Source organism: Wenxinia marina DSM 24838 (assembly GCF_000379485.1).
Taxonomy (GTDB): domain Bacteria; phylum Pseudomonadota; class Alphaproteobacteria; order Rhodobacterales; family Rhodobacteraceae; genus Wenxinia; species Wenxinia marina.
The window spans coordinates 56,625-75,627 of record NZ_KB902277.1 but is presented as its reverse complement, the minus strand read 5'-3'; the positions used below and the strand labels follow the sequence as shown (position 1 = coordinate 75,627).

The window sequence follows — 19,003 nt, the reverse complement described above, 5'->3', positions numbered from 1 at the left end:
CCGGGCCGGCGGAGGCGCGCGGCGATCCCGCGCGCCTCGGCCCCGGCGAAGGTTGGGCGGGCCGCCCGCGGCGGCGGTCAGAGCGCCTTCTGCAGGTACTCGTCGATCTTCTCGAGAAAGCCCATCGTCGTCAGCCACTTCTGGTCCGGCCCGACGAGAAGGGCGAGGTCCTTGGTCATGAACCCGTCCTCGACCGCCTGCACCGTCACCTTCTCCAGCGTCTCGGCGAAGGTCATCAGCCGGTCGTTGCCGTCCAGCTTGGCCCGGTGCTTGAGGCCGCCGGTCCAGGCGTAGATCGACGCGATGGAGTTGGTGGAGGTCTGCTTGCCCTGCTGGTGCTGGCGGTAGTGACGCGTGACCGTGCCGTGCGCCGCCTCGGCCTCGACGATCCTGCCGTCGGGCGTCATCAGCTGCGAGGTCATCAGGCCCAGCGAGCCGAAGCCCTGCGCCACGGTGTCGGACTGCACGTCGCCGTCGTAGTTCTTGCAGGCCCAGACGTAGCCGCCCGACCATTTCAGCGAGGCCGCGACCATGTCGTCGATCAGCCGGTGCTCGTACCAGATGCCGGCCTCCTTGAACTGGTCCGCGAACTCGGTCTCGAACACCTCCTGGAAGATGTCCTTGAACCGGCCGTCATAGGCCTTGAGGATCGTGTTCTTGGTCGACAGGTACAGCGGCCATTTCAGGTTCAGCGCGTAGTTCATCGACGCCCGGGCGAAGTCGAAGATCGAGTCGTCGAGGTTGTACATCCCCATCGTCACGCCCGAGGACGGCGCGTCGAACACCTCGCGCTCGATCACCTCGCCGTCCGCGCCCTCGAACTTCAGCGTCAGCTTGCCGGGGCCCGGAAAGCGGAAGTCGGTCGCGCGGTACTGGTCGCCGTAGGCATGGCGGCCGACCACGATGGGCTGGGTCCAGCCGGGGACGAGGCGGGGCACGTTGCGGCAGATGATCGGCTGGCGGAAGATCACGCCGCCGAGGATGTTGCGGATCGTCCCGTTGGGGCTGCGCCACATCTTCTTGAGCCCGAACTCCTCGACCCGGGCCTCGTCGGGAGTGATCGTGGCGCACTTCACGCCGACGCCGACCTCCTTGATCTTCTCGGCGGCGTCGATGGTGATCTGGTCGTCGGTGCGGTCCCGCTCCTCCATGCCGAGATCGTAGTAGAGCAGGTCGACGTCGAGGTAGGGCAGGATCAGCTTCTGCTTGATGAAGTCCCAGATGATGCGGGTCATCTCGTCGCCGTCGAGCTCGACGACCGGGTTCTCGACCTTGATCTTGGACATGGGGGGCACCTCGGGTGGTTGGGGTCGCGTCGCGCGCAACTTGGGCGGCGCGCCGTGTCGCCGCAAGGCGACGGGGCGGATTCGCCGGGAAAAGGCGCCGCCCGCGCGGGGCGACGCCCGATCGGTCAGCCGATGATTGCGTTCAGAGTGGCGGACGGGCGCATTATGGACGCCGTCTTTGCGGCGTCGGGGTGGTAGTAGCCGCCCTGGTCGACCGCCTGGCCGCGGCCGGCGTGCAGTTCTTCCAGGATCGTCGCCTCGCCGTCCGCCAGCGCGGTCGCGACCGGCGCGAAATGGGCGGCAAGGTCGGCGTCATCGGTCTGCGCGGCCAGCGCCTCGGCCCAGTAGCGGGCGAACCAGTAGTGGCTGTCGCGGTTGTCCGGCTCGCCCGCCTTGCGGCCGGGAGAGCGGTCGTTGTCCAGCACCCCCTGCGTCGCCGCGTCCACGCCGTCGCCGAGGACGCGCGCCTTGGCGTTGCCCGACTGGTCGGCGAGGAAGCGCAGCGACTCGCCCAGCGCGCAGAACTCGCCGAGGGAATCCCAGCGCAGGTGGTTCTCGGACTGCAGCTGCTGCACGTGCTTGGGGGCCGAGCCGCCGGCGCCGGTCTCGAACAGGCCGCCGCCCTGCATCAGCTTGACGATGGACAGCATCTTGGCGCTGGTCGCGAGCTCGAGGATGGGGAACAGGTCGGTCAGGTAGTCGCGCAGCACGTTGCCGGTGATGGCGATGGTGTTCTCGCCGCGGGTGATGGTCTCGAGCGAGGCGATGGTCGCCTCGCGCGGGGCCATGATCTCGAACCTGTCTTCCACGCCGGCGGCTTGCAGCAGGGGTTTGACGTAGGCGATCAGCTCGGCGTCGTGGGCGCGGTTCTCGTCCAGCCAGAAGATCGAGCGGTAGCCGGTGGCCTTCTGCCGCTCGATGGCGAGGTTCACCCAGTCCTCGATCGGCGCCTTCCGGGCCGAGGCGGAGCGCCAGATGTCGCCGGCCTTCACGTCGTGCGAATGCAGGACCGTGCCGTCCTCCAGCACCATCCGCACCGTGCCGTCCTGCGGGATCTCGAACGTCGTCGGGTGGCTGCCGTACTCCTCGGCCTTCTGCGCCATCAGGCCGAGGTTCTGGACGGTGCCGGCGGTCGCCGGGTCCAGCTTGCCGTTCGCCTTGAAGAACTCGATCGCGGCGTCGTAGACCGGCGCGTAGGAATTGTCGGGGATCACGCAAACGGCGTCGTGCTCCTTGCCGTCCGGCCCCCAGCCCTTGCCGCCGCCGCGGATCAGCGCGGGCATCGAGGCGTCGATGATGACGTCGGACGGGACATGCAGGTTGGTGATGCCACGGTCCGAGTCGACCATGTAGAGGGGCGGGCGCTCCTTCAGGCAGGCGTCGATCGCCGCCCGGATCTCCGGCTCGTCCTTCACCCGGGACATCAGGTCGCCGAGGCCGGAGTTGGGGTTCACGCCGAGGGCCGTCAGACGGTCGCCGTGCGCCTCGAAGACCGGGGCGAGATAGGCGCGCACGGCGTGGCCGAACAGGATCGGGTCCGAGACCTTCATCATCGTGGCCTTGAGGTGGAGCGAGAACAGGACACCTTCGTCCTTCGTCCGCTGGATCTCGTCGGCGAGGAAGGCGTCGAGCGCGTCCGCGCTCATGTACGTGGCGTCGACCACGGTGCCGGCGGGGTAGGCGACCTTGTCCTTCAGGACGTGTTCGGTACCGTCGGCCGTCGTCAGGACGATCTTCGCCGTCGCTGCGTCCTTCAGCGTCACGGAGGTCTCGTTCGAGAAGAAGTCGCCGCCCGACATCGAGGCGACGCGCGTCTTGCTGTCGGCCGACCAGTCGCCCATGCGGTGCGGGTTCGCCTGGGCGAACTTCTTGACCGCGGTGGCGGCGCGGCGGTCGGAGTTGCCCTCGCGCAGGACCGGGTTCACGGCCGATCCCTTGATCGCGTCGTACCTGGCGCGGGCGTCCTTCTCTGCGTCGGTCGAGGGGCTGTCGGGATAGTCGGGCACGTCGTAGCCCTGCGCCTGCAGCTCGCGGATCGCGGCGTTCAGCTGCGGGACCGAGGCGGAGATGTTCGGCAGCTTGATGACGTTCGCGCGCGGCGTCTTCACCAGTTCGCCCAGCTCCGCGAGGTCGTCGGGGACGCGCTGGTCGTCCCTCAGCCGCTCGGGGAAGGCGGCGAGGATGCGGCCGGCGAGGGAGATGTCCTTCGTCCCGATGGTGACGCCGGCGGCGGAGGCGAAGCTGCGGATGATCGGCAGGAGCGAGGCGGACGCCAGCTCGGGCGCCTCGTCGACGATGGTGTAGACGATGTCGGGCGTGCGGCTGTCGGCCATGGCGGCGTTCCCTTGCTGGTGAATGCGACGTCGACCGCGTCTCTAGCCGATCGGGGCCGGGCTGAGAAGAGGTATGCCGTGGTATACTGTCATGCGGCGGCTTGCTCCGGCGGGAACGCTCGCGGCCGCGACGCGTTGCCGAACCGACCCCTTCAGCAGGAGGCCCCTGAGATGTCCTATGCCGACCGCACCGACGACGCCCCCGTCCGCGCCGCGTCGACCCCGCGCCGGATCGACCGCCAGCGAGAGCTGGACCGGCTGGACCGGCTCGCGAACCTTCTCGACGCGCGGTTCGGCGTGCCGGGCACGCGGTTCTCGTTCGGCTGGGATTCGATCATCGGCCTCGTGCCGGGCATCGGCGACGCGGTCGCGTTCGCACCCTCGGCCTGGCTGATCTGGCGCGCGAAGGAACTGGGCGCGCCGACCTCGACGCTGACCAGGATGGCTTTCAACACCGGCATCGACACCGCCATCGGCGCGATCCCCATCCTCGGCGACATCTTCGACGCCGCCTTCAAGGCGAACCTGCGGAACGTGGAGCTTTTGCGGGCGCACCTGCGCGACGAGGGCACGATCGAACAGCCGGGCGATCAGCCCGGACGCGCGCGCCCGCGGTAGAGCAGGCCGTCGAAGACGCCGGCCGGGAAGTAGTCCCACGGCAGGAGGCCATGCCAGGCCGAGAGGAACGCCTCGACGACCGCCGGGTCCTGCACCCCGTCGGCCGCGTACCGCGACTCGATCGCCGAACGCGGCCGCGGCAGCGCCACGAACGTCTCGACCTTCCACTGGCCCGTGTCCAACGGGTCGCGCGGCACCCGGACGAGGCTCGTGATCTCGGACACGCCGACCGGCCCGCCGACCGTGCCGCGCCTGTCGGTCAGGAGCACCAGGGCCCCATCCTCGAGCACCTCGCAGACCTGCCCGAGCCCGAAGGAGCCGTCGAGCAGCGGCACGGTGAAGAGGTCTGCCTCGTCCCAGTCCACCCGTGCGTCCTCAGACGTCCGGATTGTCCGAAGTGGGCGGAGGGGGAGCAGCCTTGCCCGCCCGCGCCGCCGCGATCCGGGTGTCGAGGAACCGACGTCCCGCCCGCTCGGAGCGGCGGACGCGGATCGCGGTCATGAAGGCTTCCTGCAGGGTCTGGCTCTGCGCGAGGATGACGCCGGACACCTCGTCCACGAGATTCGGATCGTCGATCGCGTCCGCCGCCTCCAGCGTGTCCTTCGCCAGCGCGTCGGCCAGATCCTCCACCACACCCATGTGCGCCGATCCTTCGTCCTTGTGCGAGGGCAAGCCTAGCCGCCCGCCTTGGCGGCGGAAAGAGGCGGCCCCCGGACCCTAGCGCGTCGTCTCTGTCAGGCGGCGGGCGACGTAGTCCTTCACGGTGCCGATCATCGGCTCCATGTGCGGATCCTCGAAGAAGTGGCCCGCGCCCTCCATCTCGACATGGGTGATCGTGATGCCCTTCTGCTCGTGCAGCTTGCCGACGAGCGATCGGGTGTCCGCGGGCGGTGCCACCCGGTCGGCCGAGCCGTTGATGACGAGGCCGGACGAGGGACAGGGCGCGAGGAACGAGAAGTCGTACATGTTGGCGGGCGGCGAGACCGAGATGAAGCCGGTGATCTCGGGCCGGCGCATCAGCAGCTGCATTCCGATCCACGCGCCGAAGCTGAAGCCGGCGACCCAGCAATGCTTGGCGTTGGTGTTCAGCGACTGCAGGTAGTCGAGCGCCGAGGCGGCGTCGCTGAGCTCGCCGATGCCCTGGTCGTATTCGCCCTGGCTGCGGCCGACCCCGCGGAAGTTGAACCGCAGGACCGTGAAGCCCAGCTGGTGGAACGCGTAGTGCAGGTTGTAGACGACCTTGTTGTTCATCGTCCCGCCGAACTGCGGGTGCGGATGCAGCACGATCGCGATCGGCGCGTCGTTCGACCGTTGCGGGTGGTAGCGGCCTTCGAGCCGGCCCTCGGGGCCGGGGAAGATGACTTCGGGCATCAGGGGAACCCCAGGCTACGGCACCGGGAAGGCATTCTTGACGGAAACCCTCGGCTACCTTAGAAACGTTCTAATCCGGGCGGCAGGGCCGTCCGGGGCTTTGCTGGAGTTAATGGCCGGTCCGCGGGGCGTCAATCGGATTGACGCGCGCAGCGGGCCGGCGGGATCGGGGCCGATGAAGCTGTCCACCAAGGGACGTTACGCGATGGTCGCGCTGACCGACATCGCCCTGCAGCCGGCGGGCAGCCTCGTGAACCTGTCCGAGATCGCCCGGCGGCAGAACCTGTCGCTGCCGTACCTCGAGCAGCTCTTTGTCAAGCTGCGCCGCGAGGGGCTGGTGGAGAGCGTGCGTGGCCCCGGCGGCGGCTACCGCCTGTCGCGCCCGCCGGCGGAGATCCGGGTGGCCGACATCCTCGCCGCCGTCGACGAGACGGTGAGCGCGATGCACAAGGGCGCCGGCGCCTCGGGCGGCACGTCCGGGTCCAAGGCGCAGTCGCTGACCAACCGGCTGTGGGAGGGCCTGTCGGCACACGTCTACGTATTTCTCCACCAGACGCGGCTGTCCGACGTCGCCGCCAACGGCCTCGTGCCGTGCCCGGCGGTGCCGTCGCTGTTCGAGGTTGTGGACGAATGAGCGGGCCGGCGCGCCTGTGGAGAGACCCGGGGCGCTGCCCCGGACCCCGGAGGTATTTGGGGCAAGATAGGGGAGCAGGGCCGGCGCTTCCGGGTGACGGTCATTCGATCTGTCGAGGGACGTCCTGATGGAGCGCGTGTACCTCGACTGGAACGCGACCGCGCCGCTGCGGCCCGAGGCGCGGGCGGCGATGGCCGAGGCGATGGACATCGCCGGGAACCCCTCGTCGGTGCACGCCGAGGGGCGGGCGGCGAAGGGGCTGCTGGAGCGGGCGCGCGGGCGGCTGGCCGAGGCGCTGGGCGCGGGGGAGGCGGACATCGTCTTCACCTCCGGCGCGACCGAGGCGGCGGCGCTGGCGCTGGCCGGGCGGGGGCTGTGCGGCGCGGACGTCGAGCACGACGCGGTGCACGCCTGGATCGATGCCGGCCTGTCGGTGGACGGGGCAGGGCGCGTCACCGTGGACGACCCCGCGACCTCCGCGCTGCAGTTGGCCAATTCCGAGACCGGCGTGGTGCAGGACCTGCCCGCCGGCCTCGCCGTCGCGGATGTGACGCAAGGGATCGGGCGGCTGCCGTTCAGCTATCAATGGTCCGGCGTGCAGGTCGCGATCCTGTCGGCGCACAAGTTCGGCGGGCCGAAGGGGACCGGCGCGCTGATCCTGCCGCGGGGCCACGACCTGGCCGCGCAGCTGAAGGGCGGCGGGCAGGAGATGGGCCGCCGCTCGGGCACCGAGAACCTGATCGGCATCGCCGGGATGGCCGCGGCCGCCGAGGCGGCGCTGCGCGAGCTTGCGGGCGGGACGTGGGACAGGGTTGCCCAGCTTAGAAACATTCTAGAAAAGGCCATTGCGGCCGACAGCCCCGATACTATCTTTGCCGGCAAGGAGGCCCCGCGCCTGCCCAACACCACGATGATGGTCACGCCCGGCTGGAAGGGCGAGACGCAGGTGATGGCGATGGACCTTGCGGGCTTTGCCGTCTCGGCCGGGTCCGCCTGCTCGTCCGGCAAGGTGAAGACGAGCCGGGTGCTGACCGCCATGGGGATTGCGGGCGCGGATGCGGGGCTGAGGGTCTCGCTCGGGCCGCAGACGACGGAAGACCAGGTGCTGCGGTTCGCCGAGGCCTGGACCACGAGATTGAAAAAGCTGCGCGCCAGCCGCGCGGCCTGACCGGATGGGGAAGCCATGACCGCTCTGGACACCACCGAGGCGCGCGAGGGCGTCGATCAGGAGACCGTGGACCGCGTCGCCTCGCTCGCCGGCAAGTACAAGCACGGCTGGTCGACCGACGTCGAGATGGACTTCGCGCCGAAGGGGCTGAACGAGGACATCGTCCGTCTGATCTCGGCCAAGAACGACGAGCCGGAGTGGATGACGGAGTGGCGCCTCGGCGCCTTCGCCCGCTGGACAGGGCTGAAGGAGCCGAAGTGGGCGATGCTCGACTATCCGGTCATCGACTTCCAGGACCAGTACTACTACGCCCGGCCGAAGAGCTTCGACAAGAAGCCCAAGAGCCTGGACGAGGTCGATCCCAAGCTCCTGGAGACCTACCAGAAACTCGGCATCCCGCTGAAGGAGCAGATGATCCTCGCCGGCGTCGAGGGCGCTGGCGAGGTGCCGACGCCCGAGGACAACTCGACCCGCAGCGCCGGGCAGGCGCCGGACGCGACCGAGGACGGCGAGCCGAAGCCCGAGCGCCGGGTGGCGGTGGACGCCGTGTTCGACAGCGTCAGCGTCGGCACGACCTTCCAGAAGGAGCTGAAGAAGGCCGGCGTCATCTTCTGCTCGATCTCCGAGGCGATCCGCGAGCATCCCGAACTGGTGCGCAAGTACCTCGGCAGCGTCGTGCCGACCTCGGACAACTTCTACGCCACGCTGAACAGCGCGGTCTTCTCGGACGGCTCGTTCGTCTACGTGCCGCCGGGCGTGCGCTGCCCGATGGAGCTGTCGACCTACTTCCGGATCAACGCCGAGAACACCGGCCAGTTCGAGCGGACGCTCATCATCGCCGACAAGGGATCGTACGTCTCGTACCTCGAGGGCTGCACCGCGCCCAAGCGCGACACCGCGCAGCTGCACGCCGCGGTGGTCGAGATCGTCGTCGAGGAGGACGCGGAGGTGAAGTACTCCACCGTCCAGAACTGGTATCCCGGCGACGAGAACGGGAAGGGCGGCATCTACAATTTCGTCACCAAGCGGGCGGACTGCCGCGGCGACCGGGCCAAGGTGATGTGGACGCAGGTCGAGACCGGAAGCGCGATCACCTGGAAGTATCCCAGCTGCATCCTGCGCGGCGACGACAGCCAGGGCGAGTTCTACTCCATCGCCATCGCCAACAACATGCAGCAGGCCGATACCGGCACCAAGATGACCCACCTCGGCAAGCGCACGCGCAGCCGGATCGTCTCCAAGGGGATCAGCGCCGGCAAGGCGCAGAACACCTATCGCGGGCTCGTCTCGATGCACCCGAAGGCGAAGGACAGCCGCAACTACACGCAGTGCGACAGCCTGCTGATCGGGTCCGAGTGCGGGGCGCACACGGTTCCGTACATCGAGGTGAAGAACAATTCCTCGCGGGTGGAGCACGAGGCGACGACGTCCAAGGTGGACGACGACCAGCTCTTCTACTGCCGCCAGCGCGGCATGGACGAGGAGGAGGCGGTCGCCCTCGTCGTGAACGGCTTCTGCAAGGAAGTGCTGCAGGCGCTGCCGATGGAGTTCGCGATGGAGGCGCAGGCCCTGGTCGCGATCTCGCTGGAGGGGTCGGTCGGGTGAGCGGACGCATCGGCTTCGATCCCGGAGACGAGTTCGAGGACGACGACGAGGACGCCCGCGTCGCCGACCCCGAGACCGACGCGGCGTTCGGCGAGGCGCGGGACGCGTTCGTGGCGGACCTCTCCGCCGCGCTCGCGCCCCCGGGCCGGATGCCGTGGGGACGGATCACCCACGTCGACGATTTCGAGATCGAGGTGACGCCCTACTTCCAGAACCGCCGCCTGTGGCACCGGGCCGAGGCCTACGTGGTGCTGGAGCGGCAGGGCGCCGACCTCGACTTCGACCTGCGCGACGGCGACGGCGCGTTCCACGGCTGGGGCGTGACCGCGGCGCAGGTGATCGCGGACGTGGTCGGGCTGATGCGGGAGGCCGTGACGGCGGACGTCGCGGCGGCGGACGAGGACGACGAGGACGACGACGCCTGAGAGGGGTTCGGGCGAGAGCGAAGGACGACAGCCATGATCATCACCACCACCCCCACGGTCGAGGGGCACCAGATTGCAGAGTACAAGGGCATCGTCGTCGGCGAGGCGATCCTCGGCGCGAACGTGTTCCGCGATCTCTTCGCCGGCATCCGCGACATCGTCGGCGGCCGCTCGGGCGCCTACGAGCAGGCGCTGGGCGAGGCGCGCGAGACCGCGCTGCGCGAGCTGGAGGAGCGGGCCGCGGCGCGCGGCGCGACGGCGGTCGTGGGCGTCGACCTCGACTACGAGGTGATCGGGCAGAACGGCTCCATGCTGATGGTGTCCGCCTCTGGGACCGCGGTCCGCCTTGGCTGAGACTGCCGCCCTCCAGCCGCCCGAGCTTCGGCTGCCGGAGGCGGAGGCCGCGCTGCTGCGCGACCTGTACGGCCGCGCGCGGGCTATCCTCGAGTACGGCTCGGGCGGATCGACGGCGGTGGCGGCGGAGCAGCCGGAGGCGGACGTCTTCACCGTGGAGAGCGACGCGGACTGGATCGCGCGGCTGGAGGCGTGGTTCACGGCGCACCCGCCGAAGGCGCGGCTGCGGTTCCACCACGCCGACATCGGCCCCACGGCCAAGTGGGGCAAGCCGGCGGACAACCGGGCGTGGCGGCGGTTCCACCGCTACCCGCTCGGCGTCTGGGACCGTGACGACTTCGTGCAGCCGGACGTCGTGCTGATCGACGGACGGTTCCGGACAGGCTGCTTCCTCGCGACCTTGTTCCGCACCGCGGCGCCGGTGACGGTGCTGTTCGACGATTATGCCGGGCGCGCGCCCTACCACGTGGTGGAGCGGTTCGGCGCCCCGGCCGAGATCGTGGGCCGGATGGCCCGCTTCGAAGTCACTCCGCGGCCGATCGAGGGCGCGGACCTCGACTTCATCATGACCGAATTCACCCGCCGGCACTGACCCGCGGGACCGAGACGACAGGAGACGAAAAATGCTGGATATCAAGGGCCTGAAGGTCAAGCTCGAGGAAGAGGACAAGCAGATCCTGAAAGGGGTGGACCTGGCAGTCGGCGCCGGCGAGGTGCACGCGATCATGGGTCCGAACGGGTCGGGAAAGTCGACCCTGTCCTACGTCCTGTCGGGCCGCGACGGCTACGAGGTGACCGAGGGATCGGCGCTGCTGGAAGGCGCAGACATCCTGGACATGGACCCCGAGGAGCGGGCCGCCGCCGGCCTGTTCCTGGCGTTCCAGTACCCGGTGGAGATCCCCGGCGTCGGCAACATGACGTTCCTGCGCACCGCGCTGAACAGCCAGCGCAAGGCCCGCGGCGAGGACGAGGTGAGTTCGGCCGATTTCCTCAAGCTGATCCGCGCCAAGGCGAAGGATCTGAAGATCGACGCCGAGATGCTGAAGCGCCCCGTCAACGTCGGCTTCTCCGGCGGCGAGAAGAAGCGCAACGAGATCCTGCAGATGGCGATCCTCGAACCCAAGCTCTGCATCCTCGACGAGACCGATTCCGGCCTCGACGTGGACGCGATGAAGCTCGTCTCGGACGGCGTGAACGCGCTGCGCTCCGAGGGGCGGTCGTTCGTCGTCATCACCCACTACCAGCGCCTTCTGAACCACATCACGCCCGACGTGGTGCACATCATGTCCGACGGCCGAATCGTGAAATCCGGCGGCCCCGAGCTCGCGCTCGAGGTCGAGGAGAACGGCTACGCCGACATCCTGGCGGAGGTGGCCTGATGGCCCTGCCGCAAGCGAAAGCCGACACGACCGAGGCGCGGCTGGCGGGGCTGACCCTGCCGGAGGGCGCCGGATGGGGGCGGGCGGCGCGCGAGGATGCGCTGTCGCGCCTGACCGCGATGGGCCTGCCCGGGCGGCGGGACGAGTACTGGCGCTTCACCGACCCCTCCAGCCTGAACGCGCCCGAGCCGGCGCCGGCGGCCGTCTTCGAGGCGCACGAGGCGCCGATCTGGGACGGCGTCGACCGGCTGAAGGTCATCTTCGTCGACGGCGTCTTCGACGCCGCCGCGTCCGATCCGCTGGAGATGACGGGGCTGGAGATCGAGCGGCTGTCCGACGCGATGACCCGCGACATCCACTGGGCGAAGGACCTCTACGGCAAGCTCGAGACGCGGGGGCAGACCCCGGTCGAGCGGCCGTTCGCGGCGCTGAACACCGCTTTCGCCACCGATGGTCTCGTGATCCGCGCCACCGGCCGGGCCGAGCGGCCGGTGGCGATCGTCTATCTTCATGGTTCGGAGACATCGGACGCCATCCTCCACCACCTCGTGAAGGTGGAAGAGGGGGCGGAGTTGACTCTGCTGGAGACCGGGCCGGCCGCTGCCCGGTTCAACGAGGCGATGGAGGTCGACGTCGCCGACGGCGGCACATTCCACCACGTCCGCACCCAGGGCCGCGACCATGAACGCCGCGCGGCGACCCACGCCTTCGCCCGTCTCGGGACCGAGAGCGTCTACAAGAGCTTCACCCTCACCGTGAACGGCCGGCTGACCCGGAACGAGCAGGTCGTCGAGTTCACCGGCGACGACGCCGTCGCCCATGTCGCGGGCGCCTGCGTCGGCGACGGGCGGGACCTCCACCACGACGACACCGTCTTCGTCACCCACGACGCGCTCGCCTGCGAGAGCCGGCAGGTTTTCAAGAAGGTGCTGCGCAACGGCGCCACCGGCGTCTTCCAGGGCAAGATCCTGGTGAAGCAGGGCGCGCAGAAGACCGACGGCTACCAGATCAGCCAGTCGCTGCTGCTGGACGAGGACAGCCAGTTCCTCGCCAAGCCCGAGCTGGAGATCTACGCCGACGACGTCGCCTGCTCCCACGGCTCCACCTCCGGCGCGATCGACCGGGACTCGCTGTTCTACCTGCGCTCCCGCGGGGTGCCCGAAGCCGAGGCGACGGACCTGCTGACGCTGTCCTTCCTCGCCGAGGCGCTGGCGGAGATCGAGGATGCGGCCCTGGCCGAGGAGCTGCAGATCCGCCTCGGCGAGTGGCTGGCGCGGCGGCGCTGACGGGCAGGGGCGCGTGGCGGTCACGGTCGACATCCTGAACGCGTGGCGGCGGCCGGCGGGCACCATCCGGTCGCTGCTCGACCGCGGCCGGCACGAACCGCAGGCGCTGTTCTTCCTGATGCTGGGCTGCGCGTTGATCTTCGTGGCGCAGTGGCCGCGCCTGTCCCGCCTCGCGATCGAGACCGGCCGGCCGCTGGAGCAGCTGGTCGCCTACGAGGCGGTGGCGTGGCTGATCGTCTGGCCGCTCGCCCTGTACCTCGTCGCAGGCCTCAGCTGGCTGGGCCTGCGGTTTCTGGCGCCGGCGCTGACGCCCTACGGGGCACGGCTGGCGCTGTTCTGGGCGGTCCTCGCCTCGGCCCCCGCGGGGCTGCTCTACGGCCTGATGCACGGCCTCGCCGGGTCCGGTCCGGGGGCGCAGGTCGTGGGCATCCTGTGGCTCGCCGCGCTCGCTTTGTTCTGGGCGCTCGGCCTGCGCGAAGCGGCGCGGCCATGACGCTGACCCTCGGCGACCTGGGGCGCCTCCTGCGCCTGTCCCTTCTCGATCCGGCCGCGGCGGCGCGGGCGGTGCTTGCCCTCCGGCTGCCGACCGGCGCGCTGTGGTCCGGCCTCGGCGCCGTCACCTGTCTCGGCGTCCTCGTGGCCGCGCTGGCCGAGGGTGCGGTGATCGAGCTGGCGCTCGGCTCGGGCACGGTCCTCGTCCTCAGCCCCTTCGCCTACGCTGTCCTTCTCGCCTCGTCCCTCGTCGTCACCGTCTTCGCGGTGACCTGGACCGGGCGGATGCTGGGCGGGCAGGGCGATCTCGAAGGAGCGCTCGCCCTCGTCGTCTGGCTCGAGGCGGTGGCGATCGCCGTCCGCCTCGCGCAGATCCTGACCGTCCTCGTCCTGCCGCCGCTCGCCCTCTTCGTCGGGCTGGCCGGCCTCTTCGTCCTTCTCTGGTGCCTTCTGAACTTCACGCGCGAGCTGCACGGCTTCGACGGCCTCGGCCGCGCGGCGGTGACGCTGATCCTCGCCGTCCTCGGCCTCGGCATCGGCCTCAGCCTCATCCTGGCGCTGATCGGCGTCGGCGCCACGACTTCGGGAGCCTGATCCATGTACGACGTCGCAGAGGTCCGCGCGGACTTTCCCATCCTGTCCCGGCAGGTGAACGGCAAGCCGCTGGTCTACCTCGACAACGGCGCCTCGGCGCAGAAGCCGCAGGTGGTGATCGACGCGGTCACCCGGGCCTATGCCGAGGAATACGCCAACGTCCACCGCGGCCTGCACTTCCTGTCGAACCTCTCGACCGAGCGGTACGAAGGCGTGCGCGAAACCATCGCCCGCTTCCTGAACGCCGCGAGCCCCGACGAGATCATCCTCAACACCGGCACGACCGAGGGGATCAACATGGTCTCCTACGCCTGGGCCGCGCCGCGGATGGAGGCGGGGGACGAGATCGTCCTCAGCGTGATGGAGCATCACGCCAACATCGTGCCCTGGCACTTCCTGCGCGAGCGGCAGGGCGTGGTGCTGAAATGGGTCGACTGCGACATGACCGGCGCGCTCGACCCGCAGGCGGTGATCGACGCGATCGGCCCCAAGACGAAGCTGGTTGCGATCACCCACCTGTCGAACGTCACCGGCACCGTCGTCGACGTGAAGAGCATCGTGCAGGGCGCTCATTCCAAAGGCGTTCCGGTGCTGGTGGACGGATCGCAGGCGGCGGTGCACCGGCCGGTCGACGTCCAGGACATCGGCGCAGATTTCTACGCCATTACCGGCCACAAGCTGTACGGCCCCTCCGGTTCCGGCGCGATCCACGTCCGGCCCGAGCGGATGGCCGAGATGCGCCCCTTCCTCGGCGGCGGCGACATGATCCACGAGGTCCGCAAGGACGCGGTCACCTGGAACGACCCGCCGATGAAGTTCGAGGCCGGGACGCCCGGCATCGTCTCGACCATCGGACTCGGCGTCGCGCTGGAGTACCTGATGGCGCTGGGGATGGAGAACGTCGCCGCCCACGAGGCGTCCCTGCGGGACTACGCGGTGGAGCGGCTCGGCGGCCTCAACTGGCTGAACGTCCAGGGCACAGCGCCCGGCAAGGCCGCGATCTTCTCCTTCACGCTGGAGGGGGCGGCGCACGCGCACGACATCTCCACCGTGCTCGACCAGCGCGGCATCGCGGTCCGCGCCGGCACCCACTGCGCGATGCCGCTGCTGGAACATCTGGGCGTCGGCGCTACCTGCCGCGCGTCCTTCGGCCTCTACAACACGCGCGAAGAAGTGGACGCGCTGGTGAGCGGGCTGGAGCTGTGCCGCGATCTCTTCGCCTGACGCGTTGACCGGCTGCGGCGGGCGCGTATCCTGCCGCGGCGTCAGGGAGGACACGTCATGGCCGGGCACCGGATCTTCACCACAAGCGTCGGCAGCGTCTATCCGCACTACGTCGCCAAGGCCGGGAAGAAGGGGCGCACGAAGGCCGAGGTGGACGAGGTGATCCGCTGGCTGACGGGTTACGAGCAGGCGCAGTTGGAGGCGCGAATCGCGGACGGCACGGATTTCGAGACGTTCTTCGCGGGTGCCCCCGCCCTCAACCCCGCCAGGCACGCGGTGAAGGGCGTGATCTGCGGCATCCGGGTGGAGGAGATGGAGCCGGGGCTAATGCAGGAGATCCGCTACCTCGACAAGCTGGTGGACGAGCTCGCGAGGGGCAAGGCGATGGAGAAGGTCCTGCGCGCGGCCTGACGGGGCGGCGACGAGGGAAGGTGGCGCACCCGAGAGGATTCGAACCTCTGGCCTCTGCCTTCGGAGGGCAGCGCTCTATCCAGCTGAGCTACGGGTGCCGCGCCGCGGGGTATAGCCGCCTGCCGGGGCCCCCGCAACGGCTAAAAGGCCGGCGTCGGTTCGTCGGCGACAGGGGGCCGGCGCAAACGAAAAGGGCGCCCGCAGGCGCCCCGATCCGTCCGGTCGTGCAGGGGCCTCAGCTTCCCCAGGTGCGGACCGCGCCGCAATCCATGTGCACGAAGTTGGAGCCCGAGTAGCGGCCGACGCCGCCGCCGTGGCACGAGGCCGCGGCGCGGGCGATCTGGTTGACCGAGCGGCCGTTCAGCCGCAGGTCCGCCGCCTGACCCACCATGTGCAGCGAGTTGCGCGCGACTCCGGAGGAGGTCCGCCGCAGCATCGCGTTCGTCTCGGGCGAGCGGTAGCCGGACAGGAGCATGTAGGGCTCGCGGCCACCGTCCAGCAGGTTGTGCGTCGCGGCGATGATGTCGACGGTGCGGGTGTCGATCTGGATCGCCTGGCCGTTGCGCCAATCGCGCATGAAGAGATTGATCTCCCTCAGCGCCTCGCCGATGTACTCGCCCTCGATCCAGTAGATCGTGTCGAGCCGCTCGCCCGTGCGCCCGGAATACATCCGGATCCGCCGGACGTCGCCGGCGCCGCGCAGAAGGCCGAAGGCGTTGGAGTAGGTCGGTGCCGCCACCAGTGCCGTGGCCGCGAACGCGCGAAGAATGCCCCTCCGAGAGAGGTTCGTACCTGAGTGTGTCATGTCCGAAGCGCCTGTCCCGTCGCTTTTGTCGTTTCATTCCACCGACGTCGTTGCGCCGGTCCTGCCATCCTTGTCCCCAGATGCCCGGACCTTATGCCATAGCCGGTCCCACCGACCAAGACGAAGTATCCCCGTGAACCTTTAAGAAACCGAAAATCGGCGAGTTTCTGCCACAGTCCGGCGAAATGCGGAACCGTGGCGCTTTTGCATGCAGGCGCGGCTGAAAAGGCACGGGATTCGTGACTTGATATCGGATGTCACTGGACGCTGGGGAACCGCATGAGCTTGACTGGGCTATCTGTTTGATTTGCCGCTGCCAGTCTTGTCGGAGAGACCTTGCATGAGCCTCCCCCTTCGCCACTCGATCGCCGCCGTGGCGATTGCAATCGGTCTCGCTGTCACTGCGCAGACCTCCGCCGCCCAAGTCGACGCCTTCCGCCAGGCCGTCGCCGAAACCGCCTCGCGGGACGACGACATCGCCGCCTTCTACCGCGCCCGCGGATTCGAGGGCGTGTGGTCCGGCGACTCGGCTGAGGCGGTGGCCCGGCGCAACGCGCTGATGACCGCGCTGACGCAGGCGCCGGCGCACGGCCTTCCGGCCGCGCGATTCGACGCCGAGACACTGATGGCGCGTCTCCGCGCAGCCGACACGCCATTCGAGCAGGGGCAGATGGAGGTCGAGCTCAGCCGCGAACTGCTCGAGTATGCCCGCGCGGTGCAGTCCGGCATCCTCACCCCGCGCGAGGTGGTCGGCCTGATCCGCCGCGAAGTGCCCTATACCGACCGGCAGGAGCTGCTGACCGGCTTCATGCAGGCCGACGATCCCCTCGACTACATCCGCGGGCTTGCGCCGCGGAATCCCGAGTACGTCCGTCTGATGCGCGCCAAGATGGAGTACGAGCGCCTGATCGCGACCGGAGGCTGGGGGCCGACCGTGCCGGCCGGCAACCTGTCGCCCGGCGCCACCGGCCCGGCGGTCGTCGCGCTGCGCAACCGTCTGATGGCGATGGGCTGGCTCGGCCACACGGTGACCGCCACCTACGATTCCGAGATCGAGGAGGCGGTCCGCCGCTACCAAGCGTCCGTGGGCATCGAGCCCGACGGCGTGGTCGGGCAGGGCACGCTGGCCGAGATCAACACCTCGGTCGAGGAGCGGCTGGAAAGCGTGCTCGTCGCGATGGAGCGCGAGCGCTGGATGAACTTCGAGCGCGGCGACCGGCACATCTGGGTCAACCTCACCGACTTCACCGCGCAGGTGGTGGACCACGATCAGGTCACCTTCCAGACCCGCAGCGTGATCGGCGCCAACTCCGCCGACCGGCAGACGCCCGAATTCTCGGACGTGATGGATCACATGGTGATCAACCCGTCCTGGTACGTGCCCCGCTCGATCATCGTGAACGAGTACGGCGGCCGCGTGCCGCGCGGCTTCCAGGCGATCGACTATCGCGGGCGCGTGGTGAACGTGTCGAACGTGGGCAGCGCCGGCAACTACTCGATCCGGCAGCCGCCGGGGCCGGGCAACGCGCTGGGGCGGGTGAAGTTCATGTTCCCGAACCAGTACAACATCTACCTGCACGACACGCCGTCGCGGCACCTCTTCGCCAACACGGTGCGCACCTACAGCCACGGCTGCATCCGCCTGAACGACCCGCTCGACTTCGCCTACCACCTGCTGGAGGCGCAGGAGGACGATCCGGTCGGCTTCTTCAACACGCGGCTGAACAGCGGTGCGGAGACGCGGGTGGATCTGGAGGAGCCGCTGCCGGTTCACCTCGTCTATCGGACCGCATTCACGGACGTCGAAGGGCGGGTGCATTACCGCAACGACGTCTACGGCCGGGATGCGCGGATCTGGTCGGCCCTGGCGGCCGAAGGGGTGGCGATCCCCGGCGTCTCGGGCTAACGCTCGCCTCCGGGGCAGGCCCGGAGGTTCCATGCCGCACACGATCGCAGAGATCGCCGCCGCCCTCGGCGCAGAGGTTCAGGGCGACGGCGAAATCAAGGTGACGGGCGCGGCCGAGCCCGCCTCGGCGCGCCCCGACCAGTTGGCGCTGGCCCTGTCTCCCGACTTCGCGGCCGGGCTGTCCGTCGGGCAGGCCCGGGCCGCCATCGTATGGCCCGGCGCCGACTGGCAGGCGATGGGTCTTGCGGCGGCGATCTTCGCGCCGCGCGCGCGCCTCGCGATGGCGCGGCTGACGCAGACCTTCGCGCCGGGCGACGCCTTCGGGGCCGGCGTCCATCCGTCGGCGGTGATCGAGCCCTCGGCCAGGATCGGCGCGGACGTCGTCGTCGGTCCCTTCACCTACATCGCCGCGAACGCCGAGATCGGCGCCGGCAGCCGCCTCGGCGCGCATGTCACGGTCGGGCAGGGCGCGCGGATCGGTCCCTTCGCCGCGATCCGGGACGGCGCGCGGATCGGGCCGCGCGTGGTCGCCGGCGCCCGTCTCGTCGTGCAGCCGGGCGCGGTGATCGGCAGCGACGGTTTCTCCTACGTGACCGAAGCGCCCTCCGGCCCGGAGCGGGCCAAGCGGACCCGCGGCGCCGAACCTCTGGCGCCGACCGACCCGCCCGAGTGGCACAAGATCGAGAGCCTCGGCGGCGTCCTCCTCGGCGACGACGTCGAGATCGGCGCCAACGCCACCATCGACGCCGGCACGATCCGCCCGACGAGCATCGGAGACGGCACCAAGCTCGATAACCTCGTCCATGTCGGCCACAACGTCACCGTCGGCCGGCACTGCCTGCTGTGCGGGCAGGTCGGCATCGCCGGCTCCGCCAGCATCGGCGACCGCGTCGTCCTCGGCGGCCAGGCCGGGGTCGCGGACCACGTGACCATCGGCGACGACGTGGTGGCGGGGGGCGGCGCGGGCATCATTTCGAAAGTCGCCTCGGGCAGCGTCGTCTTCGGCTATCCGGCCGAGCGGATGGACCGCGCCTTCGCCGGCGTCCGCGCCCTGCGGCGGCTGGTCCGCACCGGCCAGAAACCGGTTCCAAAGGACCCGCCGTCCGAGTAGA

The 19,003-nt window shown here is 69.6% G+C and carries 21 protein-coding genes and 1 tRNA gene; 15 read left to right on the top strand and 7 right to left on the bottom strand.

Features of this window, described 5'->3' with window-relative positions; genetic code table 11:
- Window positions 1-77 precede the first annotated feature (77 nt).
- Entirely contained in the window at window positions 78-1,286 is a 1,209-nt protein-coding gene (locus tag A37W_RS0102320) for an NADP-dependent isocitrate dehydrogenase (protein WP_018301411.1), read from the bottom strand.
- A 125-nt stretch (window positions 1,287-1,411) separates the two neighbouring features.
- A complete protein-coding gene (locus A37W_RS0102315; protein ID WP_018301410.1) occupies window positions 1,412-3,619 on the bottom strand; it encodes an NADP-dependent isocitrate dehydrogenase in 2,208 nt (735 codons plus the stop codon).
- Between the two features lie 171 nt (window positions 3,620-3,790).
- On the opposite strand from A37W_RS0102315, the gene A37W_RS20760 reads away from it, so the two are divergent.
- The gene (locus A37W_RS20760; protein ID WP_018301409.1) at window positions 3,791-4,237 is read left to right on the top strand and encodes a DUF4112 domain-containing protein; all 447 of its coding nucleotides are present in this window, start codon (window positions 3,791-3,793) and stop codon (window positions 4,235-4,237) included.
- Here A37W_RS20760 and A37W_RS0102305 read toward each other — a convergent pair.
- The 3 genes from A37W_RS0102305 to A37W_RS0102295 form a co-directional block, all read right to left on the bottom strand.
- Window positions 4,210-4,602, bottom strand: coding sequence for a hypothetical protein (locus A37W_RS0102305; protein ID WP_018301408.1), 393 nt, complete (start codon window positions 4,600-4,602; stop codon window positions 4,210-4,212). The genes A37W_RS20760 and A37W_RS0102305 overlap by 28 nt on opposite strands.
- Before the next feature lie 10 nt (window positions 4,603-4,612).
- Window positions 4,613-4,876, bottom strand: coding sequence for a hypothetical protein (locus A37W_RS0102300; protein ID WP_018301407.1), 264 nt, complete (start codon window positions 4,874-4,876; stop codon window positions 4,613-4,615).
- A 78-nt stretch (window positions 4,877-4,954) separates the two neighbouring features.
- Window positions 4,955-5,608, bottom strand: a complete 654-nt coding sequence (locus A37W_RS0102295) for an alpha/beta hydrolase (protein WP_018301406.1) — start codon at window positions 5,606-5,608, stop codon at window positions 4,955-4,957.
- A gap of 175 nt (window positions 5,609-5,783) precedes the next feature.
- Between A37W_RS0102295 and iscR the strand changes: the two genes are divergently transcribed.
- From iscR to A37W_RS0102235, 12 genes are all read left to right on the top strand, one after another.
- Complete coding sequence (gene iscR, locus A37W_RS0102290; RefSeq protein WP_018301405.1) at window positions 5,784-6,242, top strand: Fe-S cluster assembly transcriptional regulator IscR; 459 nt, start codon at window positions 5,784-5,786, stop codon at window positions 6,240-6,242.
- Window positions 6,243-6,369: 127 nt separating this feature from the next.
- A complete protein-coding gene (locus tag A37W_RS0102285; protein WP_018301404.1) occupies window positions 6,370-7,410 on the top strand; it encodes a cysteine desulfurase family protein in 1,041 nt (346 codons plus the stop codon).
- Between the two features lie 15 nt (window positions 7,411-7,425).
- Window positions 7,426-9,015, top strand: coding sequence for a Fe-S cluster assembly protein SufB (gene sufB / locus A37W_RS0102280; protein ID WP_018301403.1), 1,590 nt, complete (start codon window positions 7,426-7,428; stop codon window positions 9,013-9,015).
- Entirely contained in the window at window positions 9,012-9,440 is a 429-nt protein-coding gene (locus A37W_RS0102275) for a hypothetical protein (RefSeq protein WP_018301402.1), read from the top strand. The genes sufB and A37W_RS0102275 overlap by 4 nt, the downstream gene beginning before the upstream one ends.
- A gap of 33 nt (window positions 9,441-9,473) precedes the next feature.
- Window positions 9,474-9,794: a heavy metal-binding domain-containing protein gene (locus tag A37W_RS0102270; protein ID WP_018301401.1), complete on the top strand. Its 321-nt coding sequence runs from the start codon at window positions 9,474-9,476 to the stop codon at window positions 9,792-9,794.
- Window positions 9,787-10,386: a hypothetical protein gene (locus A37W_RS0102265; RefSeq protein ID WP_018301400.1), complete on the top strand. Its 600-nt coding sequence runs from the start codon at window positions 9,787-9,789 to the stop codon at window positions 10,384-10,386. Before A37W_RS0102270 ends, A37W_RS0102265 begins: the two co-directional genes overlap by 8 nt.
- 31 nt (window positions 10,387-10,417) lie before the next feature.
- A complete protein-coding gene (gene sufC, locus A37W_RS0102260) occupies window positions 10,418-11,173 on the top strand; it encodes a Fe-S cluster assembly ATPase SufC (protein ID WP_018301399.1) in 756 nt (251 codons plus the stop codon).
- Window positions 11,173-12,459 (top strand): SufB/SufD family protein, encoded by a 1,287-nt coding sequence (locus A37W_RS0102255; RefSeq protein ID WP_018301398.1) that lies wholly within the window; start codon window positions 11,173-11,175, stop codon window positions 12,457-12,459. The genes sufC and A37W_RS0102255 overlap by 1 nt, the downstream gene beginning before the upstream one ends.
- Before the next feature lie 13 nt (window positions 12,460-12,472).
- Window positions 12,473-12,952 carry a hypothetical protein gene (locus tag A37W_RS0102250; protein WP_018301397.1) on the top strand — a complete coding sequence of 160 codons (480 nt, stop codon included), beginning with the start codon at window positions 12,473-12,475 and terminating at the stop codon, window positions 12,950-12,952.
- Window positions 12,949-13,545 carry a YIP1 family protein gene (locus tag A37W_RS0102245; protein WP_018301396.1) on the top strand — a complete coding sequence of 199 codons (597 nt, stop codon included), beginning with the start codon at window positions 12,949-12,951 and terminating at the stop codon, window positions 13,543-13,545. The genes A37W_RS0102250 and A37W_RS0102245 overlap by 4 nt, the downstream gene beginning before the upstream one ends.
- 3 nt (window positions 13,546-13,548) lie before the next feature.
- Window positions 13,549-14,769, top strand: a complete 1,221-nt coding sequence (locus A37W_RS0102240; protein WP_018301395.1) for a cysteine desulfurase — start codon at window positions 13,549-13,551, stop codon at window positions 14,767-14,769.
- Between the two features lie 57 nt (window positions 14,770-14,826).
- Window positions 14,827-15,180, top strand: a complete 354-nt coding sequence (locus A37W_RS0102235; RefSeq protein WP_018301394.1) for a DUF2200 domain-containing protein — start codon at window positions 14,827-14,829, stop codon at window positions 15,178-15,180.
- Between the two features lie 21 nt (window positions 15,181-15,201).
- On the opposite strand, the gene A37W_RS0102230 is transcribed toward A37W_RS0102235, so the two are convergent.
- Together A37W_RS0102230 and mepK are read right to left on the bottom strand one after the other, a co-directional pair.
- Window positions 15,202-15,278 (bottom strand) — tRNA-Arg (locus A37W_RS0102230).
- A gap of 137 nt (window positions 15,279-15,415) precedes the next feature.
- Complete coding sequence (mepK, locus tag A37W_RS0102225) at window positions 15,416-15,985, bottom strand: peptidoglycan L,D-endopeptidase MepK (RefSeq protein WP_026198241.1); 570 nt, start codon at window positions 15,983-15,985, stop codon at window positions 15,416-15,418.
- Window positions 15,986-16,325: 340 nt separating this feature from the next.
- Here mepK and A37W_RS0102220 point away from each other — a divergent pair, with 340 nt between their 5' ends.
- Both A37W_RS0102220 and A37W_RS0102215 read left to right on the top strand, forming a co-directional pair.
- Window positions 16,326-17,891, top strand: coding sequence for a L,D-transpeptidase family protein (locus A37W_RS0102220; RefSeq protein ID WP_018301392.1), 1,566 nt, complete (start codon window positions 16,326-16,328; stop codon window positions 17,889-17,891).
- A gap of 31 nt (window positions 17,892-17,922) precedes the next feature.
- Window positions 17,923-19,002, top strand: coding sequence for a UDP-3-O-(3-hydroxymyristoyl)glucosamine N-acyltransferase (locus A37W_RS0102215; RefSeq protein ID WP_018301391.1), 1,080 nt, complete (start codon window positions 17,923-17,925; stop codon window positions 19,000-19,002).
- Window position 19,003 lies beyond the last annotated feature (1 nt).